Annotated in this window: 16 protein-coding genes; 1 reads left to right on the top strand and 15 read right to left on the bottom strand. The window is 61.2% G+C overall.

Features of this window, described 5'->3' with window-relative positions:
- Window positions 1-6 precede the first annotated feature (6 nt).
- Window positions 7-1,119: an S-(hydroxymethyl)glutathione dehydrogenase/class III alcohol dehydrogenase gene (locus AC1RGE_RS13385; protein ID WP_011059547.1), complete on the bottom strand. Its 1,113-nt coding sequence runs from the start codon at window positions 1,117-1,119 to the stop codon at window positions 7-9.
- A gap of 104 nt (window positions 1,120-1,223) precedes the next feature.
- Between AC1RGE_RS13385 and AC1RGE_RS13380 the strand changes: the two genes are divergently transcribed.
- Complete coding sequence (locus tag AC1RGE_RS13380) at window positions 1,224-2,123, top strand: LysR substrate-binding domain-containing protein (RefSeq protein WP_011059546.1); 900 nt, start codon at window positions 1,224-1,226, stop codon at window positions 2,121-2,123.
- A gap of 117 nt (window positions 2,124-2,240) precedes the next feature.
- On the opposite strand, the gene ispD is transcribed toward AC1RGE_RS13380, so the two are convergent.
- The 14 genes from ispD to AC1RGE_RS13310 all read right to left on the bottom strand — a co-directional run bounded on the left by ispD (window position 2,241) and on the right by AC1RGE_RS13310 (window position 18,388).
- Complete coding sequence (gene ispD, locus AC1RGE_RS13375) at window positions 2,241-2,948, bottom strand: 2-C-methyl-D-erythritol 4-phosphate cytidylyltransferase (RefSeq protein WP_011059545.1); 708 nt, start codon at window positions 2,946-2,948, stop codon at window positions 2,241-2,243.
- Entirely contained in the window at window positions 2,945-3,223 is a 279-nt protein-coding gene (ftsB, locus tag AC1RGE_RS13370) for a cell division protein FtsB (RefSeq protein ID WP_011059544.1), read from the bottom strand. Before ftsB ends, ispD begins: the two co-directional genes overlap by 4 nt.
- A gap of 172 nt (window positions 3,224-3,395) precedes the next feature.
- On the bottom strand, window positions 3,396-4,685 hold the full coding sequence (eno, locus tag AC1RGE_RS13365; RefSeq protein WP_011059543.1) for a phosphopyruvate hydratase: 1,290 nt from the start codon (window positions 4,683-4,685) through the stop codon (window positions 3,396-3,398).
- 155 nt (window positions 4,686-4,840) lie between these two features.
- Window positions 4,841-5,686, bottom strand: coding sequence for a 3-deoxy-8-phosphooctulonate synthase (gene kdsA, locus AC1RGE_RS13360; RefSeq protein ID WP_011059542.1), 846 nt, complete (start codon window positions 5,684-5,686; stop codon window positions 4,841-4,843).
- A 5-nt stretch (window positions 5,687-5,691) separates the two neighbouring features.
- The gene (pyrG, locus tag AC1RGE_RS13355) at window positions 5,692-7,323 is read right to left on the bottom strand and encodes a CTP synthase (protein WP_011059541.1); all 1,632 of its coding nucleotides are present in this window, start codon (window positions 7,321-7,323) and stop codon (window positions 5,692-5,694) included.
- A gap of 274 nt (window positions 7,324-7,597) precedes the next feature.
- Complete coding sequence (gene tilS / locus AC1RGE_RS13350) at window positions 7,598-8,914, bottom strand: tRNA lysidine(34) synthetase TilS (RefSeq protein ID WP_492584441.1); 1,317 nt, start codon at window positions 8,912-8,914, stop codon at window positions 7,598-7,600.
- Window positions 8,915-9,047: 133 nt separating this feature from the next.
- On the bottom strand, window positions 9,048-9,995 hold the full coding sequence (locus tag AC1RGE_RS13345) for an acetyl-CoA carboxylase carboxyltransferase subunit alpha (RefSeq protein WP_011059539.1): 948 nt from the start codon (window positions 9,993-9,995) through the stop codon (window positions 9,048-9,050).
- Between the two features lie 139 nt (window positions 9,996-10,134).
- A complete protein-coding gene (dnaE, locus tag AC1RGE_RS13340; protein WP_053149264.1) occupies window positions 10,135-13,656 on the bottom strand; it encodes a DNA polymerase III subunit alpha in 3,522 nt (1,173 codons plus the stop codon).
- Between the two features lie 69 nt (window positions 13,657-13,725).
- Window positions 13,726-14,358, bottom strand: coding sequence for a ribonuclease HII (gene rnhB, locus AC1RGE_RS13335; RefSeq protein WP_015634336.1), 633 nt, complete (start codon window positions 14,356-14,358; stop codon window positions 13,726-13,728).
- A gap of 17 nt (window positions 14,359-14,375) precedes the next feature.
- Entirely contained in the window at window positions 14,376-15,500 is a 1,125-nt protein-coding gene (lpxB, locus tag AC1RGE_RS13330) for a lipid-A-disaccharide synthase (RefSeq protein WP_015634335.1), read from the bottom strand.
- Between the two features lie 2 nt (window positions 15,501-15,502).
- Window positions 15,503-16,279 (bottom strand): acyl-ACP--UDP-N-acetylglucosamine O-acyltransferase, encoded by a 777-nt coding sequence (gene lpxA, locus AC1RGE_RS13325; RefSeq protein ID WP_011059535.1) that lies wholly within the window; start codon window positions 16,277-16,279, stop codon window positions 15,503-15,505.
- Window positions 16,276-16,716, bottom strand: coding sequence for a 3-hydroxyacyl-ACP dehydratase FabZ (fabZ, locus tag AC1RGE_RS13320; protein WP_007924058.1), 441 nt, complete (start codon window positions 16,714-16,716; stop codon window positions 16,276-16,278). Before fabZ ends, lpxA begins: the two co-directional genes overlap by 4 nt.
- Before the next feature lie 109 nt (window positions 16,717-16,825).
- Complete coding sequence (gene lpxD, locus AC1RGE_RS13315) at window positions 16,826-17,881, bottom strand: UDP-3-O-(3-hydroxymyristoyl)glucosamine N-acyltransferase (RefSeq protein WP_011059534.1); 1,056 nt, start codon at window positions 17,879-17,881, stop codon at window positions 16,826-16,828.
- Between the two features lie 3 nt (window positions 17,882-17,884).
- On the bottom strand, window positions 17,885-18,388 hold the full coding sequence (locus AC1RGE_RS13310) for an OmpH/Skp family outer membrane protein (protein ID WP_011059533.1): 504 nt from the start codon (window positions 18,386-18,388) through the stop codon (window positions 17,885-17,887).
- Window positions 18,389-18,425 lie beyond the last annotated feature (37 nt).

Raw genomic sequence — 18,425 nt, 5'->3', positions numbered from 1 at the left:
CTGCTCTTAGAAGTGAATGACGGAGCGAATGCTCTTGCCTTCGTGCATTAGGTCGAACGCCTTGTTGATATCTTCCAGGCCCATGGTGTGGGTGATGAAGGTATCCAGGGGGATCTCGCCGGTCTGGGACATTTCCACGTAGCTTGGCAGCTCGCTGCGCCCGCGCACGCCACCAAAGGCTGAGCCGCGCCATACCCGGCCGGTCACCAGTTGGAAGGGACGGGTGGAGATTTCCTGGCCGGCACCGGCCACGCCGATGATTACCGATTCGCCCCAGCCCTTGTGGCAGCACTCCAGGGCCGCACGCATCAGTTGCACATTGCCGATGCACTCGAAGGAGAAATCCACGCCGCCATCAGTCATGTCGACAATGACCTCCTGAATCGGACGGTCGAAATCCTTCGGATTGACGCAGTCGGTGGCGCCCAGTTGCTTGGCGATCTCGAACTTGGCCGGGTTGATATCGATGGCGATGATACGCCCGGCCTTGGCCTTGACCGCACCGATGACCGCCGACAGGCCAATGCCGCCCAGGCCGAAGATGGCCACGGTATCACCGGCCTTGACCTTGGCGGTGTTGATCACCGCTCCGATCCCGGTGGTCACGCCGCACCCCAGCAGGCAGACCTTTTCCAGCGGCGCTTCCTTGGGAATCTTGGCCACGGAGATTTCCGGGAGCACGGTGTACTCGGAAAAGGTCGAGGTACCCATGTAGTGGAAAATCGGCTGACCCTTGTAGGAAAAACGCGTGGTGCCATCAGGCATCAGACCCTTGCCCTGGGTGGCGCGAATGGCCTGACAGAGGTTGGTCTTGCCCGACAGGCAGAATTTGCACTTGCCGCATTCCGGAGTGTACAGCGGGATCACATGGTCACCCACAGCCACCGAGGTCACGCCCTCGCCCACCGCCTCCACCACCGCACCGCCTTCGTGGCCGAGGATCGCCGGGAAGATGCCTTCAGGGTCGGCACCAGACAGCGTGTAGGCGTCGGTGTGGCAGACGCCGGAGGCGACGACCCGCAGCAGCACCTCGCCCGCCTTGGGCATGGCGACATCCACTTCGACGATTTCCAGCGGCTTCTTGGCCTCGAAGGCTACGGCAGCACGTGACTTGATCATCCTGACTCTCCAGCGAATAAAAACGAGGCGCTGAGTGTAAAACAGCGCAATGCGATGAATAATCCACGCAAAAGCAAAACATTATTGCTGTATGGGGACAATCAATGAATGACAACCGTTGGGAAGGTATCGACGAATTTGTCGCGGTCGCCGAATGCAGCCAGTTCACCGCCGCCGCCGAGCGCCTGGGGGTTTCTTCGTCCCATATCAGCCGTCAGGTGGCGCGGCTCGAGGAACGCTTGCAGACTCGCCTGCTGTATCGCAGTACCCGCCGGGTGACCCTGACCGAGGCCGGGCAGACCTTTCTCCAGCATTGCCAACGCTTGCAGGATGGTCGCGAGGAGGCCCTGCGGGCCGTAGGCGACCTGACCAGCGAGCCCAAGGGAATGCTGCGCATGACCTGTGCAGTGGCCTACGGCGAGCGCTTTATCGTGCCCCTGGTTACCCGGTTCATGAGCCTTTATCCGCAGTTGCGGGTGGATATAGAGCTCAGCAACCGCCCCCTGGATCTGGTGCATGAAGGGCTGGACCTGGCGATTCGCCTTGGGCGCCTGCAGGACTCGCGCCTGGTCGCCACTCGCCTGGCCCCACGCCGCATGTACCTATGCGCCTCGCCCTCCTACCTGGAACGTTATGGACGCCCACACAGCCTGTCGGAGTTGAGCCGGCACAACTGCCTGATCGGCAGCTCGGATATCTGGCAATTAGAACTGGATGGGCGCGAATTTTCGCAACGGGTGCAGGGTAATTGGCGCTGCAACAGCGGGCAGGCGGTGCTGGATGCGGCCTTGCAAGGGGTAGGGCTGTGCCAGTTGCCGGACTACTACGTCCTGGAGCACCTGCAGAACGGTACGCTGATTTCCTTGCTGGAAGCTCACCAACCGCCCAACACCGCAGTCTGGGCGCTGTACCCGCAGCAACGGCACCTGTCACCGAAAGTGCGCAAGCTGGTGGATTATCTGAAACAAGGGCTGGCGCAGCGCCCGGAATACCGCGACCTATAGCTGCTGCCGCAGGCGGTGACAAGGCCCGCCGGGCCTTCAGGGCCTCAAGAGCGGCGCCTCCTTCCGAGTCGTTCGCAGCCTGCACCAGCAGCTACAAGGTGCAGCGCAAGCCGGCAGTCAGCGGCGGTTGGACCAGCGCTGGCGCAACCATTCCAGGTCTTCGGGACGGGTGACCTTGAGGTTATCCGAGCGGCCTTCGATCAGGCGCGGCGCCTGGCCGGCCCATTCCATCGCCGAAGCTTCATCGGTAATCGCCACATCGGCCACCAGGCTGTCGGCCAGGGCCCGATGCAGGGCACCGAGGCGGAACATCTGCGGTGTGTAGGCTTGCCAGATCAAACTGCGGTCAACGGTTTCCAGCACTCGACCGTGCTTGTCCACACGTTTCAGGGTGTCCCGGGCCGGAACTGCGAGCAGCCCCCCCACCGGGTCATCCATCAACTCACCCAGCAGTTTGTCCAGGTCATCCCGGGAAAGATTGGGCCGGGCGGCATCGTGAACCAGCACCCAGTCGTCATCGGCTGCGCCCTGGGCATGCAGATGGAGCAAGGCATTGAGCACCGAGCCGGAACGCTCAGCACCACCTTCGACCCGCTGGATCCGCGAATCATGGGCGCAAGCCAGGGCCGGCCAGTAAGGATCATCAACCGCCAGGCTGACCACCAGCCCCTTGAGCCCGGGGTGGTCGAGAAAGCAGCCCAGGCTGTGTTCAAGAATTGTGCGTCCACCCAGTTGCAGGTACTGCTTGGGGCGGTCCGCGGCCATGCGGGCACCAACGCCCGCGGCAGGAATCACGGCCCAGAAGGCCGGCAATACGTCGCTCATTGGGCCAACTGGTAGAGGGTTTCACCCTCCTTGACCATACCCAACTCATGGCGAGCCCGTTCTTCCACGGTCTCCATGCCTTTTTTCAGCTCCATGACTTCCGCATCGAGTACGCGATTTCGTTCCAGCAAACGCTCGTTTTCAGCGTGCTGGTCGGCAATCTGCTGAGTCAGGTCAGCAACCTGGGCCAAGCTGCCGTTCCCCACCCACAGGCGGTACTGCAAGCCAGCCAGCAGCAAGAGCAAGACCAGGAACAACCAATTGGGACTGCGCATCGAATATCGGGTATCCAGTGAAAAAAGACAGCCATGCCAACAACTTCGGACCTACTGATAGCACGAAGCCTGGAAGACCCAGGCTTGTGCTCTTAAGGCATCAGATTAGTGGCAAAAAACTCGCTGTAGCGATTTTCCCGACACAATCCGGTGTCTTTTTACCATCTACTGCTTAGCCGCGAAACTCACCGCGACCGTTGTACTTGGCCTTGCCGTTCAATTGCTCTTCGATACGCAGCAATTGGTTGTACTTGGAAACGCGGTCGGAACGGCACAGGGAGCCGGTCTTGATCTGGCCAGCCGAGGTACCCACGGCCAGGTCGGCGATGGTCGAATCTTCGGTTTCACCGGAACGGTGGGAGATCACCGCAGTGTAGCCGGCAGCCTTGGCCATCTGGATGGCTTCCAGGGTTTCGGTCAGGGTGCCGATCTGGTTGAACTTGATCAGGATCGAGTTGGCGATCTTCTTGTCGATGCCTTCTTTCAGGATCTTGGTGTTGGTCACGAACAGGTCGTCGCCGACCAGTTGAACCTTCTCGCCGATCTTGTCGGTAAGGATTTTCCAGCCGGCCCAGTCGGACTCGTCCAGGCCGTCTTCGATGGAGATGATCGGGTAGCGCTGGGTCAGGCCTTTGAGGTACTCGGCGAAACCTTCGGCGGTGAACACCTGGCCTTCGCCGGACAGGTTGTACTTGCCATCTTCATAGAATTCGCTGGCAGCGCAGTCCAGGGCCAGGGTCACGTCGGTGCCCAGGGTGTAACCGGCGTTGGCCACGGCTTCGGAGATCACTTTCAGAGCGTCTTCGTTGGAAGCCAGGTTCGGTGCGAAACCGCCTTCGTCACCCACTGCGGTGTTCAGGCCACGGGCCTTCAGCACGGCTTTGAGGTGATGGAAGATTTCAGTGCCCATGCGCAGGCCTTCCGAGAAGGACTTGGCGCCAACCGGCTGCACCATGAACTCCTGGATGTCGACGTTGTTATCGGCGTGCTCGCCACCGTTGATGATGTTCATCATCGGTACCGGCATCGAGTAGACGCCCGGAGTGCCATTGAGGTTGGCGATGTGGGCGTACAGCGGCAGGTCCTGGTCCTGAGCGGCGGCCTTGGCAGCAGCCAGGGACACGGCGAGGATCGCGTTGGCGCCCAGGGTGGCCTTGTTCTCGGTACCGTCGAGCTTGATCATGGCCTGATCCAGGGCCTTCTGATCGATCGGGTCCTTACCCAGCAGCAGGTCGCGGATCGGACCGTTGATGTTGGCTACCGCCTTGAGCACGCCCTTGCCCAGGTAACGGCTCTTGTCGCCATCACGCAGCTCCAGCGCTTCGCGCGAGCCGGTGGAAGCACCGGACGGCGCGCATGCACTGCCGATGATGCCGTTGTCGAGAAGCACGTCCGCTTCGACAGTGGGGTTGCCACGGGAGTCGAGAACTTCACGACCTTTGATGTCGACGATTTTTGCCATTGTTGTAAACACTCCAAAGTTGACGAAAACGACGCAGCTGTAGGAAATCTTTTACCGTCGGCAAGGCGGGGAAAGCGGGCAGTCTTGCAGACGATAAGGCTCAGGCCCGGGGGCCTGAGCAATAATCGTGCGGTACTTTACCGGAGAAATCGGTTTTACGCGGTTTCTACCGTCGGAAAACTCTTGACCAGCTCGTCCAGGGCCTTGAGCTGGGCCAGGAACGGCTCGAGCTTGTCCAGGCGCAGGGCGCAAGGACCGTCGCACTTGGCGTTGTCCGGATCCGGATGGGCTTCGAGGAACAGCCCGGCAAGAGACTGGCTCATGCCGGCCTTGGCCAGGTCGGTGACCTGGGCCCGGCGACCGCCAGCGGAGTCGGCGCGACCACCCGGCATCTGCAGGGCGTGGGTCACATCGAAGAACACCGGGTATTCGAACTGCTTCATGATGCCGAAACCGAGCATGTCCACGACCAGGTTGTTGTAGCCGAAGCTGGAACCGCGCTCGCAGAGGATCAACTGATCGTTGCCCGCCTCTTCGCACTTGCTCAGGATGTGTTTCATTTCCTGGGGTGCGAGGAACTGGGCTTTCTTGATGTTGATCACCGCGCCGGTCTTGGCCATGGCCACCACCAGGTCGGTCTGCCGCGAAAGGAAGGCCGGCAGCTGGATGATGTCGCAGACTTCGGCGACCACGGCAGCCTGGGCCGGCTCGTGGACGTCGGTGATGATCGGCACGCCAAAGGCCTGCTTCACGTCTTCGAAAATCCGCATGCCTTCTTCCAGGCCCGGGCCACGGTAGGAGGTCACCGACGAACGGTTGGCCTTGTCGAAACTGGCCTTGAACACGTAGGGGATACCGAGCTTCTCGGTGACCCGCACGTATTCTTCACAAACCTGCATCGCCATGTCGCGGCTTTCCAGCACGTTCATGCCGCCGAACAGCACCATCGGCTTGTCGTTGGCGATCTCGATGTTGCCTACGCGGATGATCTTCTGCGCCATCAGGGTCACGCCTTCTTCTGGTGTTGAGCCAATGCTGCTTTGACGAAACCGCTGAACAGTGGGTGGCCGTCACGGGGAGTCGAGGTGAACTCGGGGTGGAACTGGCAAGCGACGAACCATGGATGATCCTGGGCCTCGACCACTTCAACCAGCGCGCCGTCACCCGAGCGACCGGAGATCTTCAGGCCAGCTTCGATCAGTTGCGGCAGCAGCTTGTTGTTCACTTCGTAACGGTGACGGTGACGCTCGATGATCACGTCCTTGGCGTAGCAGTCGTGGACCTTGGAGCCCGCTTCCAGCAAGCATTCCTGAGCACCCAGACGCATGGTGCCGCCCAGGTCGGAAGCTTCGGTACGCACTTCAACGGCACCGGTGGCGTCTTCCCACTCGGTGATCAGGCCGACGACCGGATGGCCGCTGGTGCGATCGAACTCGGTGGAGTTGGCGTCTTTCCAGCCCATGACATTACGGGCGAACTCGATGACCGCCACTTGCATGCCCAGGCAGATACCCAGGTACGGCACCTTGTTCTCGCGAGCGTATTGCACCGCGGTGATCTTGCCTTCCACGCCACGCAGGCCGAAACCGCCTGGAACCAGGATCGCGTCGACGCCTTCCAGCAGCGCGGTGCCCTGGTTCTCGATGTCTTCGGAATCGATGTAGCGCAGGTTGACCTTGGTACGGTTGGTAATGCCGGCATGACTCATCGCTTCGATCAGCGACTTGTAGGCGTCCAGCAGTTCCATGTACTTGCCGACCATGGCGATGGTGACTTCGTGCTCTGGGTTGAGCTTGGCGTCCACCACTTTTTCCCACTCGGACAGGTCAGCACCGTTGCACTGCAGGCCGAAACGCTCGACGACGAAATCGTCCAGGCCCTGGGCGTGCAGTACAGCCGGGATCTTGTAGATGGTGTCGACGTCTTCCAGGGAGATCACCGCACGCTCTTCAACGTTGGTGAACAGCGCGATCTTGCGGCGCGACGACACATCCACCGGATGGTCGGAGCGGCAGATCAGCACATCCGGCTGCAAGCCGATCGAACGCAGCTCTTTTACCGAGTGCTGGGTCGGCTTGGTCTTGGTCTCGCCAGCGGTGGCGATGTACGGAACCAGCGTCAGGTGCATCAGCATCGCGCGCTTGGAACCGACTTCCACACGCAGTTGACGGATGGCTTCGAGGAACGGTTGCGACTCGATGTCACCCACAGTACCGCCGATTTCCACCAGGGCCACGTCGGCATCGCCGGCGCCCTTGATGATGCGACGCTTGATCTCGTCGGTGATGTGCGGAATCACCTGGATGGTGGCACCCAGATAATCACCACGGCGCTCCTTGCGCAGCACGTGCTCGTACACGCGGCCGGTGGTGAAGTTGTTGTTCTGGGTCATGGTCGTGCGGATGAACCGCTCGTAGTGGCCCAGGTCCAGGTCGGTCTCGGCGCCGTCGTGGGTGACGAACACTTCACCGTGCTGGAACGGGCTCATGGTGCCCGGGTCGACGTTGATGTACGGGTCCAGCTTGAGCATGGTGACCTTAAGCCCCCGCGCCTCCAGGATGGCCGCCAATGAAGCCGAGGCAATGCCTTTCCCCAATGAAGAAACAACACCGCCCGTGACGAATATGTAGCGCGTCATGAAAAACCCTAGAAGTCTGCGTTAAAGCGGTCAGTGCCGCCGGGGAAAGCGAAGGAAGGCCGAAGCCCCCGATCACCTGCATTAATCACAGTGCACCTTTCAAAAAAACCGCCGCGTGGTGACAGACCGGATGCAAAAACACCGGTAGGTTGCTCGCTACACATTTTTTGGAATCGCCCAGCAAAGACTGCTTGGTAATCGGCAACTCCTGCAATTCAGGCGAATCCACAGAAGTTGTATCAAGAAGGGAGCGTAGTCTACCGGAAAGCCCCTTTCAGCTCAAACCTTGATCGCTGGTTGGTGGCAGCCATTGCAATGGCCAGCCACCCTGGGGGTTTGTCGCAAGCGCCGGCAGGTTCGCCACCGCGAGCAAGCGGTCGTCCTGATACAGCAGCGGCAATCTGCCACGGACGAAACCCGGCAGCCCGCTTTCATTGAGCAAACGCTTCAAGTCCCGATGGCCGCGGCCGGCCAGCTGCATGATCTCGCCCCCCTGGCGATAGCGGATATGCAGCGACCCGGTCGGCACTGGCCCAGGGAACGACACCTGACCGTTGCCCGGCAGATGCAAGGGCTTTTGCGGATCGAGCCACTGCAACCGTCCGTCGACCGGTTGCAGCCAGCTGCCGGACAGCCACCAGACTCGCCCTGCCGCACGATGCAACTCGCCATCGGCCAAACGCCACACCGGTCGCCCTGCGGCACCCGCGTCTCGCAGGCTGTCCCAGCCGCGCCAGTGATCGGTATCCGGCAGACGGCCAAACCGGCTCAACCAATGGCTCAAGGCATTGCGTTGGCGCGCGCCCGACAAAGACTGCAAAGGTGCCAGGGCTAGTGAGGGCAGATCCAGCCAGGGCCAGACGCTAGCACCGCGGGCTGCATCCAGATCCATGATCGCCAGCTCATCGAGCAGGCCCTGGGCTTCATTCAAGTGCGCGGCGCTGCGGCTCATGCTGAGTGCCGCCTGGGGCCAGCGCGCGGTGATTGCCGGCATGACCTGGTGGCGCAGGTAATTGCGCGAATACTGATGATCGGCGTTGGATGGGTCTTCGACCCAGCTCAACTGATGCTCCGCGGCGTAGCACTGCAGCTCGGCACGTGACACATCAAGCAAGGGTCGCAGCAGGTGCCCGTCACCCAACGGCCGCGCTGACGGCATTGCCGACAAGCCCCTAACTCCGGCACCGCGCAGCAGGCGAAACAGCAGCGTTTCCGCCTGGTCGTCACGATGCTGCGCCGTCAGCAGCACTTCAGTGCTCGCCGTGAGCCGCGCGAAAGCGCCATAGCGTGCCTCACGGGCGGCGCGCTCCAGGCTGGCACCGGCTGGCACATGGACGCGAAGCACCTGCAGCGGCACCCCCAGCGCATCACAGAAGGCCTGACAATGCTCCGGCCAGGCGTCGGCCGCAGCCTGAAGTCCATGATGGATATGCACAGCCGAAAGTGGAGGAAGGCGATGGTGCTGCGCCAGATCGGCGAGCAGATGCAACAGGACGGTGGAATCCAGGCCACCGGAGAAAGCCACGCGCCAACTCCTGGAGTCGCGCCAGGGCGCGAGGCTGTGCAGTAGTTTGGCGGAGAGAGCGTTCATGACGTGTTCAAGACCTGTAGGAGCGGCCGGGTGGCGTACTGCTTGCCCGCATAAGCAACAACGCCGCCATCGAATCGATGGCGGCGCCTGGGTCGCGAACGAGCGTGCCCCTACAAGGGGAGGCAGTGCTCGATCAGAGACCGTAGCTCATCAGGCGGTCATAGCGACGGGCCAGCAAGGTGTCGTTGTCCATTTCCTTGAGCATGGCCAGCTGCGTGCTGAGCTCGGCACGGATCGAGGCCGCCGCGGCAGCCGGATCCCGATGGGCACCGCCCAATGGCTCGCCGATGACCTTGTCGACAATACCCAGGCCTTTGAGGCGCTCGGCGGTAATACCCATGGCTTCGGCGGCATCGGCAGCCTTTTCCGAGGTTTTCCACAGGATCGAGGCGCAGCCTTCCGGCGAGATCACCGCGTAGGTGGAGTACTGCAGCATGTTCAACTGGTCACAGACACCGATGGCCAAGGCACCGCCGGAACCACCCTCACCAATCACGGTGGCGATGATCGGGGTCTTCAGGCGCGCCATGACCCGCAGGTTCCAGGCAATGGCCTCGCTCTGGTTGCGCTCTTCAGCATCGATGCCCGGATAGGCGCCGGGTGTGTCGATGAAGGTCAGGATCGGCATCTTGAAGCGCTCGGCCATCTCCATCAGGCGGCAGGCCTTGCGGTAGCCTTCCGGACGCGGCATGCCGAAGTTGCGGCGGACCTTCTCGCGTACTTCACGGCCTTTCTGGTGCCCGATGATCATTACCGGCTGCTCGTCCAGGCGAGCAACGCCGCCTACGATGGCGGCGTCGTCGGAGAAGTGGCGATCGCCATGCAGCTCGTCGAACTCGGTGAAGATGTGCTGGATGTAGTCCAGGGTGTACGGGCGACGCGGGTGCCGCGCCAGACGTGCGATCTGCCAGCTGGTGAGCTTGCCGAAGATGTCCTCGGTCAGGGTGTTGCTCTTGTCCTGCAGGCGGGAAATCTCATCGCCGATATTCAGCGAATTGTCATTACCGACCAAGCGCAACTCTTCGATCTTGGCTTGCAGGTCGGCGATCGGCTGTTCGAAATCAAGAAAATTCGGGTTCATAGGCGTCCGTCTGGGCTCGACGTCCAAGGGAGCTTGGGCCGGCCGGTTGTCTATTCGCGCCCTACCTTAAGGGACGGACGCGTTGAGGTCGAGATTAAAAATTCAAGTGACGATGAGGCGCAATGATGGCACCTCACCGTCAACGGTATTGGAGGAAGACGTTGTCTCGCCCGAACTGGTCACGCAGGGCTTGAATCAAGCTGTCCGCCGGATCAATCCGCCAGTTCTCGCCAAACTGCAGCAGGGCCTTGGCGTCATCCCGGGTGTACTCCATGGTGATCGGGCATGCGCCGCGGTGGCGCTTGAACAGATCACCCAGCCAGCGTAGCTGATCGCCCTTCAGGGCATCGCTGTGGATCTTCAGGCGCAGGCTTTCCGCCAGGTTGGTCCGCGCATCCTCCATGCTCATCACCCGCTTGACCCGCAGGCGCAGGCCGCCGGAGAAGTCGTCGTTGCTGACCTCGCCCTCCACCACCACCATGGCGTCGGTCTGCAGCAGCGACTGCGCCGAGTGGAACGCATCGGCAAACAGCGAGGCCTCGATCCGCCCCGAGCGGTCGTCGAGGGTGATGAAGCCCATCTTGTCGCCCTTTTTGTTCTTCATCACCCGCAGGGCGATGATCATGCCGGCCACGGTCTGGGTATCCCGGGCCGGCTTCAGGTCGATGATGCGCTGGCGGGCGAAACGACGGATCTCGCCTTCGTATTCGTCGATCGGGTGCCCGGTCAGGTACAGCCCCAGGGTATCTTTCTCGCCTTTCAGGCGTTCCTTGAGGGTCAGTTCCTTGGCCTTGCGATGGTTGGCGTAGACATCCGCATCCTCATCGACGAAGACCCCGCCGAACAGGTCGGCGTGGCCACTGTCGTGGGTACGGGCGGTCTGCTCCGCGGCCTTGATCGCTTCTTCCATGGCCGCCAGCAGCACGGCGCGGTTCTGGTCGATATTGGCCTGGTAGGCCTTGGGCTCATCGAAGAAGTGCGGCCCCAGGCGGTCCAGGGCGCCGCTTCGAATCAAGCCGTCCAGGGTCCGCTTGTTGATGCGCTTGAGGTCGACCCTGGCGCAGAAATCGAACAGATCCTTGAAAGGGCCTTCCTCGCGGGCTTCGGTGATGGCTTCCACCGGCCCCTCGCCGACGCCCTTGATCGCCCCCAGGCCGTAGACGATGCGACCTTCGTCGTTCACCGTGAACTTGAACTCGGAGGTGTTCACGTCCGGCGCGTCGAGGCGCAACTTCATGATCCGCACTTCCTCGATCAAGGTCACGACCTTGTCGGTGTTGTGCATATCCGCGGAGAGTACCGCCGCCATGAACGGCGCCGGGTAGTGCGCCTTGAGCCAGGCGGTCTGGTACGACACCAGGCCGTAGGCGGCGGAGTGGGATTTGTTGAAGCCGTAGCCGGCGAACTTTTCCACCAGGTCGAAGATGTTGCCCGCCAGGTCCGCATCGATGTTGTTGCTGGCGCAACCCTCAATGAAGCCGCCACGCTGCTTGGCCATCTCCTCGGGCTTTTTCTTACCCATGGCCCGACGCAGCATGTCCGCACCGCCCAGGGTGTAGCCGGCCATGACCTGGGCAATCTGCATCACCTGTTCCTGGTACAGGATGATGCCGTAGGTCGGCGCCAGTACCGGCTGCAGGCCGTCGTACTGATAGTCCGGGTGCGGGTAGGCCAGCTCGGCGCGGCCGTGCTTGCGGTTGATGAAGTCATCCACCATGCCCGATTGCAGCGGCCCCGGACGGAACAGGGCCACCAGTGCGATCAGGTCTTCCAGGCAGTCGGGCTTGAGCTTCTTGATCAGCTCCTTCATGCCCCGGGATTCAAGCTGGAATACCGCGGTGGTTTCTGCTTTCTGCAACAGGCTGTAGGTCGGCTTGTCGTCCAGCGGGATAAAAGCGATATCCAGCGGTTCCTCGCCGACCTTGGCGCGGTCGCGGTTAATGGTTTTCAGTGCCCAGTCGATGATGGTCAGGGTCCGCAGACCGAGGAAGTCGAACTTCACCAGGCCAGCAGCCTCGACGTCATCCTTGTCGAACTGGGTCACCAGGCCGCCGCCTTCTTCATCGCAGTAGATCGGCGAGAAGTCGGTGAGCTTGGTGGGCGCGATTACCACACCCCCGGCGTGCTTGCCGACGTTACGCACCACGCCCTCGAGCTTGCGCGCCATCTCCCAGATTTCCGCCGCCTCTTCATCGACCTTGATGAAGTCCCGCAGGATCTCCTCTTGCTCGTAGGCTTTTTCCAGGGTCATGCCGACTTCGAAGGGGATCATCTTCGACAGACGGTCGGCCAAGCCGTAGGACTTGCCCTGCACCCGCGCCACGTCACGGACCACCGCCTTGGCCGCCATGGAACCGAAGGTGATGATCTGGCTCACCGCGTTGCGGCCGTATTTCTCGGCCACGTAGTCGATCACCCGGTCGCGACCGTCCATGCAGAAGTCGACGTCGAAGTCGGGCATGGAGACCCGTTCCGGGTTAAGGAAACGTTCGAACAGCAGGTCGTATTCCAGCGGATCGAGGTCAGTGATCTTCTGCACATAGGCCACCAGGGAACCGGCACCCGACCCCCGGCCCGGACCTACCGGTACGCCGTTGCTCTTGGCCCACTGGATAAAGTCCATAACGATCAGGAAGTAACCGGGGAAGCCCATCTGGATGATGATATCCAGTTCGAAATTCAGCCGGTCGACGTAGACCTGACGCTTGGCCTCGTAGTCCTCGGTGGTGTCCTTGGGCAGCAGCACGCTGAGGCGCTCTTCCAGGCCGTCGAAGGAAACCTTGCGAAAATACTCATCGATGGTCATGCCATCGGGAATCGGGTAGTCAGGCAAGAAGTGCTTGCCCAGCTTGACCTCGATGTTGCAGCGCTTGGCGATCTCGACAGTGTTTTCCAGCGCCTCGGGCAGGTCACTGAACAGCTCGGCCATTTCCTCGGCGCTTTTCAGGTACTGCTGGTCGCTGTAGTTCTTTGAGCGGCGCGGATCGTCCAGGGCCCGGCCTTCACCGATGCAAACCCGGGTTTCGTGGGCTTCGAAGTCTTCCTGCTTGATGAAACGCACGTCGTTGGTCGCCACCAGCGGCGCGCCGATCTTGTCGGCCAGGGCCACCGCAGCGTGCAATTGCTCTTCGTCGTTGGGGCGGTTGGTACGCTGCACTTCCAGGTAGAAGCGCTCGGGGAATACGGCCATCCACTCCCGGGCCAGGGTCTCGGCAACCTCGAGATCGCCGGCGATCAGGGCCATGCCGATCTCGCCCTCCTTGGCCGCCGAGAGCATGATCAAGCCTTCCGCGGCCTCCGCCACCCACTCACGCTCGATGATGATCTGGCCGTTGCGCTGGCCATCGATGAAGCCGCGGGAAATCAGCTCGGTCAGGTTGCGATAACCCACGGCGTTCATCACCAGCAGGCTGATGCGGCTCAGGGGGTTATCCGGGTCCTTGTTCGACAGCCACAGGTCGGCGCCGCAGATCGGCTTGATCCCCGCCCCCATGCTGGTTTTATAGAACTTGACCAGGGAACACATGTTGTTCTGGTCGGTGACCGCCACCGCCGGCATGCCCATGCCGGCCAGCGCCTTGACCAGCGGCTTGATCCGCACCAGACCGTCGACCAGGGAATATTCAGTGTGCAGGCGCAGGTGAACGAATGAAGCCGGCATAGTGATCCTGTAATAAGCGCGAAAACAACAAGGCCCGGATTGTACCGGGCCTCGACTAAAACATCAGCCTCAGGACTGAATCTCGCCCAGCGCCTCGCGGGCTTCGTAGGCTTGCCGCACCGGAGCGAAAGAGCGCCGGTGAATCGGGGTCGGCCCCAGGCGGGCCAGGGCTTCCAGATGCACCGGGGTCGGGTAGCCCTTGTGGCCACCGATGCCATATCCCGGATAGATCAGCTCGAAAGCGGCCATTTCTCGGTCACGGCTGACCTTGGCCAGGATCGATGCCGCAGCAATCGCCGGAACCTTGCTATCGCCCTTGACCACCGCTTCAGCCGGCATCGCCAGCTTCGGGCAACGGTTGCCATCGATCATCGCCAGCTTCGGGGTCACACTCAGCCCCTCCACCGCGCGCTGCATGGCCAACATCGTGGCATGGAGGATATTCAGCTCGTCGATTTCCTCGACCTCAGCCCGGGCGATGCACCAGCTCAGGGCTTTCTCGCAGATTTCGTCGAACAGCTTCTCGCGCCGGGCTTCGGTGAGCTTCTTCGAATCGTTGAGGCCGAGAATCGGCCGCGTCGGGTCGAGAATCACTGCCGCGGTGACCACTGCACCACACAAAGGACCGCGGCCGACCTCATCGACCCCGGCCACCAGGTCCTCGGCGTCCGCCACCAAGGTGAAATCCAGGCCCATTTGCATTTTCGGGTTACTCACAGTCATTTGCCGATCAGCCCAAGCACGGCTTGCGCGGCCTGGTTGGATGCGTCGCGACGCAAGGTTCGGTGGATCTCGTCAAAGCCGCGAGTCTGCTCTTCACCACCTTCGATCAGCGGCGACAAGGTCTGGGCCAGAGCATCGGCCGTGGCATCGTCCTGCAGCAGCTCAGGCACCAGGAGGCGCTGGGCCAGCAGGTTCGGCAGGGAAATGTACGGGCTCTTGACCATGCGCTTGAGAATCCAGAAGGTCAGCGGCGCCAGGCGATAAGCCACGACCATCGGGCGCTTGTAGAGCAAGGCTTCCAGGGTCGCGGTACCGGAGGCGATCAACACCGCATCGCAAGCAGCCAGCGCCTTGTGGGACTGGCCATCGAGCAACGTCAGTGGCAGATCACGATTGGCCAGCAACTGCTCCAGCTGGACCCGCCGCTCCGGGCTGGCACAAGGCATGATGAAACGCACGCCGGGGCGCATGGCCCGCAGGCGCTGAGCGGCATCCAGGAACAAGGCGCCCAGGCGCCCTACTTCGCCACCGCGACTACCGGGCATCAAGGCCACCAACGGCCCTTCTGGCAACCCCAGCTCCGCGCGTGCAGCGGCTCGGTCGGCCTCCAGCGGAATGGCATCGGCCAGAGAGTGACCGACGAACTTCACCGGTACCCCCTTCTCTTCATAGAAGCGGGCTTCGAAGGGGAACAGGGTCAGCATCAGGTCGCAGCCTTCGCGGATCTTCAGCACCCGCTTCTGCCGCCAGGCCCAGACCGAAGGGCTGACGTAGTGCACGGTCTTGATCCCGGCCTGACGCAGCTTGAGTTCGATATTCAGGGTGAAATCCGGGGCATCGATACCGATAAATACATCCGGCTTTTCAGCAATCAGGGTCTGGATCAGCTTCTTGCGTCGAGCCAGAAGCTCACGCAGGCGCCCAAGCACCTCTACCAGCCCCATGACCGCCAGGCGCTCCATGGGGAAATAGGAAACAAGGCCTTCGGCCTCCATCAGCGGACCACCGACCCCTATGAATTCGACGGCCGGGTGCTGAGCCTTGAGAGCTCGCATCAAACCGGCGCCGAGAATGTCGCCGGAGGCTTCGCCAGCCACCAGCGCAATACGCAGAGTGCTCATGATTAACGGGTGATGCCGCGAGTCGAGGACTGGATCGAGTCACGAAAGACCGCGACTTCAGGGAACTGTGCAGCCGGCTCGGCCAGCTCGGCCAAGGCCTGATCAACCGTCAGCCCCTGGCGATAGACCGTCTTGTAGGCACGACGCAGCGCGTGGATCGCATCTTCGCTGAAGCCGCGACGGCGCATGCCTTCGAAGTTCATGCTGCGGGCTTCGGCGGGGTTGCCGAATACGGTGACGAATGCCGGCACGTCCTTGCCGATGGCGGTGCCCATGCCGGAAAAGCTGTGGGCGCCGATATGGCAATACTGATGCACCAGGGTGAAACCGGAGAGAATCGCCCAGTCATCCACATGCACATGGCCGGCCAAGGCGGTGTTGTTGACCAGGATGCAGTGGTTGCCGATAACGCTGTCATGGCCGATGTGGGCATAGGCCATGACCAGGTTGTGATCACCCAGAGTGGTTTCGGAACGATCCTGGACGGTGCCACGGTGAATGGTCACGCCTTCGCGGATCACGTTGTGGTCACCGATCACCAGGCGGGTTTCCTCGCCCTTGTATTTCAGATCAGGCGTGTCCTCACCTACCGACGAAAACTGGTAGATGCGGTTGTGCTTACCGATCCGGGTGGGGCCCTTGAGAATCACATGGGGCCCGATCACTGTACCCTCGCCGATTTCCACACCAGCGCCGACGATCGACCACGGGCCAACCTCAACGTCGTCGGCCAGGACGGCCGTCGGATCGATGATTGCGCGAGGGTCAATCAAACTCATAGTTTGCGTTCCGCACAGATGATCTCGGCAGAGCACACCGGCTTGCCGTCGACCGAAGCCTGGCATTCGAACTTCCAGATCTGGCGCTTGCAGCTGATGAACTTGGCTTCAAGGATCAACTGGTCGCCCGGCAGCACCGGCTGGCGGAAGCGCAGCTTGTCGGAACCGACGAAGTAATAGAGGGTGCCGTCGGCGGGCTTCACGTCGAGCATCTTGAAACCGAGAATGCCCGCAGCCTGAGCCATGGCCTCGATGATCAGCACGCCCGGCATGATCGGGTGCGCAGGGAAGTGACCATTGAAGAACGGTTCATTGATGCTGACATTCTTGTAGGCACGAATGCACTTGCCTTCAACATCCAGGTCCACTACCCGATCCACCAACAGGAAAGGGTAACGGTGAGGCAAGTATTCGCGAATCTCGTTGATGTCCATCATTTCGGGGGGAAGCCTGTAGTAAAGAGTGGGAGCGCGCGACTAACGCACGCTCCTCTAGCAAATCAAGGAGGCAGTCTAGCGGCTGTGCACACTTGATATGGAAATGGTATCAGCCATCAGATGAAGCATTGCCGCCGGGGGTCACGTCCCCAACGCGCTTTTCCAACTGACGCAAGCGCCGTGCAAGGTCATCCAGCTGGCGGATGCGTGCCGCGCTTTTGCGCCACTCGGCAGCAGGCTGCATGGCCGTACCGGAAGAGTAGGCGCCCGGCTCAGTAATCGAGTGGGTCACCATGGTCATCCCGGTGAGGAATACGTTGTCGCAAATATCGATATGCCCAACCAGGCCCACGCCACCGGCGAGCATACAGTGCTTGCCGATCTTGGTACTGCCGGAGATCCCCACACAAGCAGCCATGGCGGTGTGATCACCGACCTGGACGTTGTGGGCGATCTGGATCTGGTTGTCCAGCTTCACGCCATTGCCAATGACGGTATCGGCCAGGGCACCGCGGTCGATCGCCGTGTTGACGCCGATTTCCACATCGTCACCGATGGTCACGCCGCCAATCTGGGCGATTTTCTGCCAGACGCCTTTTTCATTGGCAAAACCAAAGCCTTCCCCCCCCAGCACAGCACCTGACTGAATGACCACACGCTTGCCGATACGCACGTCGTGGTACAGGGTCACCCGTGGTGCCAACCAGCCACCTTCGCCGATTTCGCAGCGGGCGCCGATAAAGCAGTGAGCGCCGATGGTCACACCTGCAGCAATCCGCGCACCGCTCTCGATCACGGCAAAGGGACCAATGCTGGCCGCAGGATCTACCTGCGCATCAGCGGCAATCACCGCAGAAGGATGAACACCTGCCTGTGCCTTTGGCTTGGGATCGAACAAATGGGAAATGCGCGCATAGGCCAAGTAGGGATCGGCCACTACCAGTGCATCACCGGCATAGGCTTCGGCATCCGCGGCCTTCAACAGCACCGCGCCGGCCTGACAATCCACCAGGTACTTGCGGTACTGGGGATTTGCCAAAAAGCTCAACTGAGCTGGGCCAGCCTCCTGCAAGGTGGCTAGCCCAGTGATTTCCTTCTCCCCGTCGCCACTCAAGGTGGCGCCGAGGAACTCGGCCAACTGGCCGAGCTTTATGGTCGCGGTCATGGCTTACTTCAGCTGATTCATACGCTCGATAACCTGGCGAGTGATGTCGTACTGAGGTTTGACATCAATCACTGCGCCACGCTCGAAGACCAGGTCGAAGCCGCCTTTCTTGATGACTTCTTCCACAGCGCTGTCCAGCTTCGGCTTCAGCTGCTTGAGCATTTCGCGGTCGGCAACGGCTTTGGCTTCGTTCAGCTCCTTGGACTGGAACTGGAAGTCACGGGCCTTTTGCTTGAACTCGAGCTCCAGGCGTTCACGCTCGCCCTGCTGCATCTTGTCGCCACCGGCCACCAGACGGTCCTGGATGCCTTTGGCGCTGCTTTCCAGAGTCTTCAGCTTGGTCAACTGCGGGCCGAACTTTTTCTCGGCATCCACGGCGTACTTCTTGGCTGCGTCAGATTCCAGCAGGGCCATCTGATAGTTCAGGACAGCGATTTTCATTTCGGCAAATGCCGGGCTCGCGACCAGAACGGTGGCCAGGAGAACCAATTGAGTCAACTTACGCACGATGCACTCCTACAAAATCCATTGTCGTTATCTTGGA

The sequence above is a fragment of the Pseudomonas sp. GW823-FHT02C05 genome, assembly GCF_058797595.1.
The sequence above is the reverse complement of the archived record's forward strand: the minus strand, read 5'-3'. Positions and strand labels throughout refer to the sequence as shown.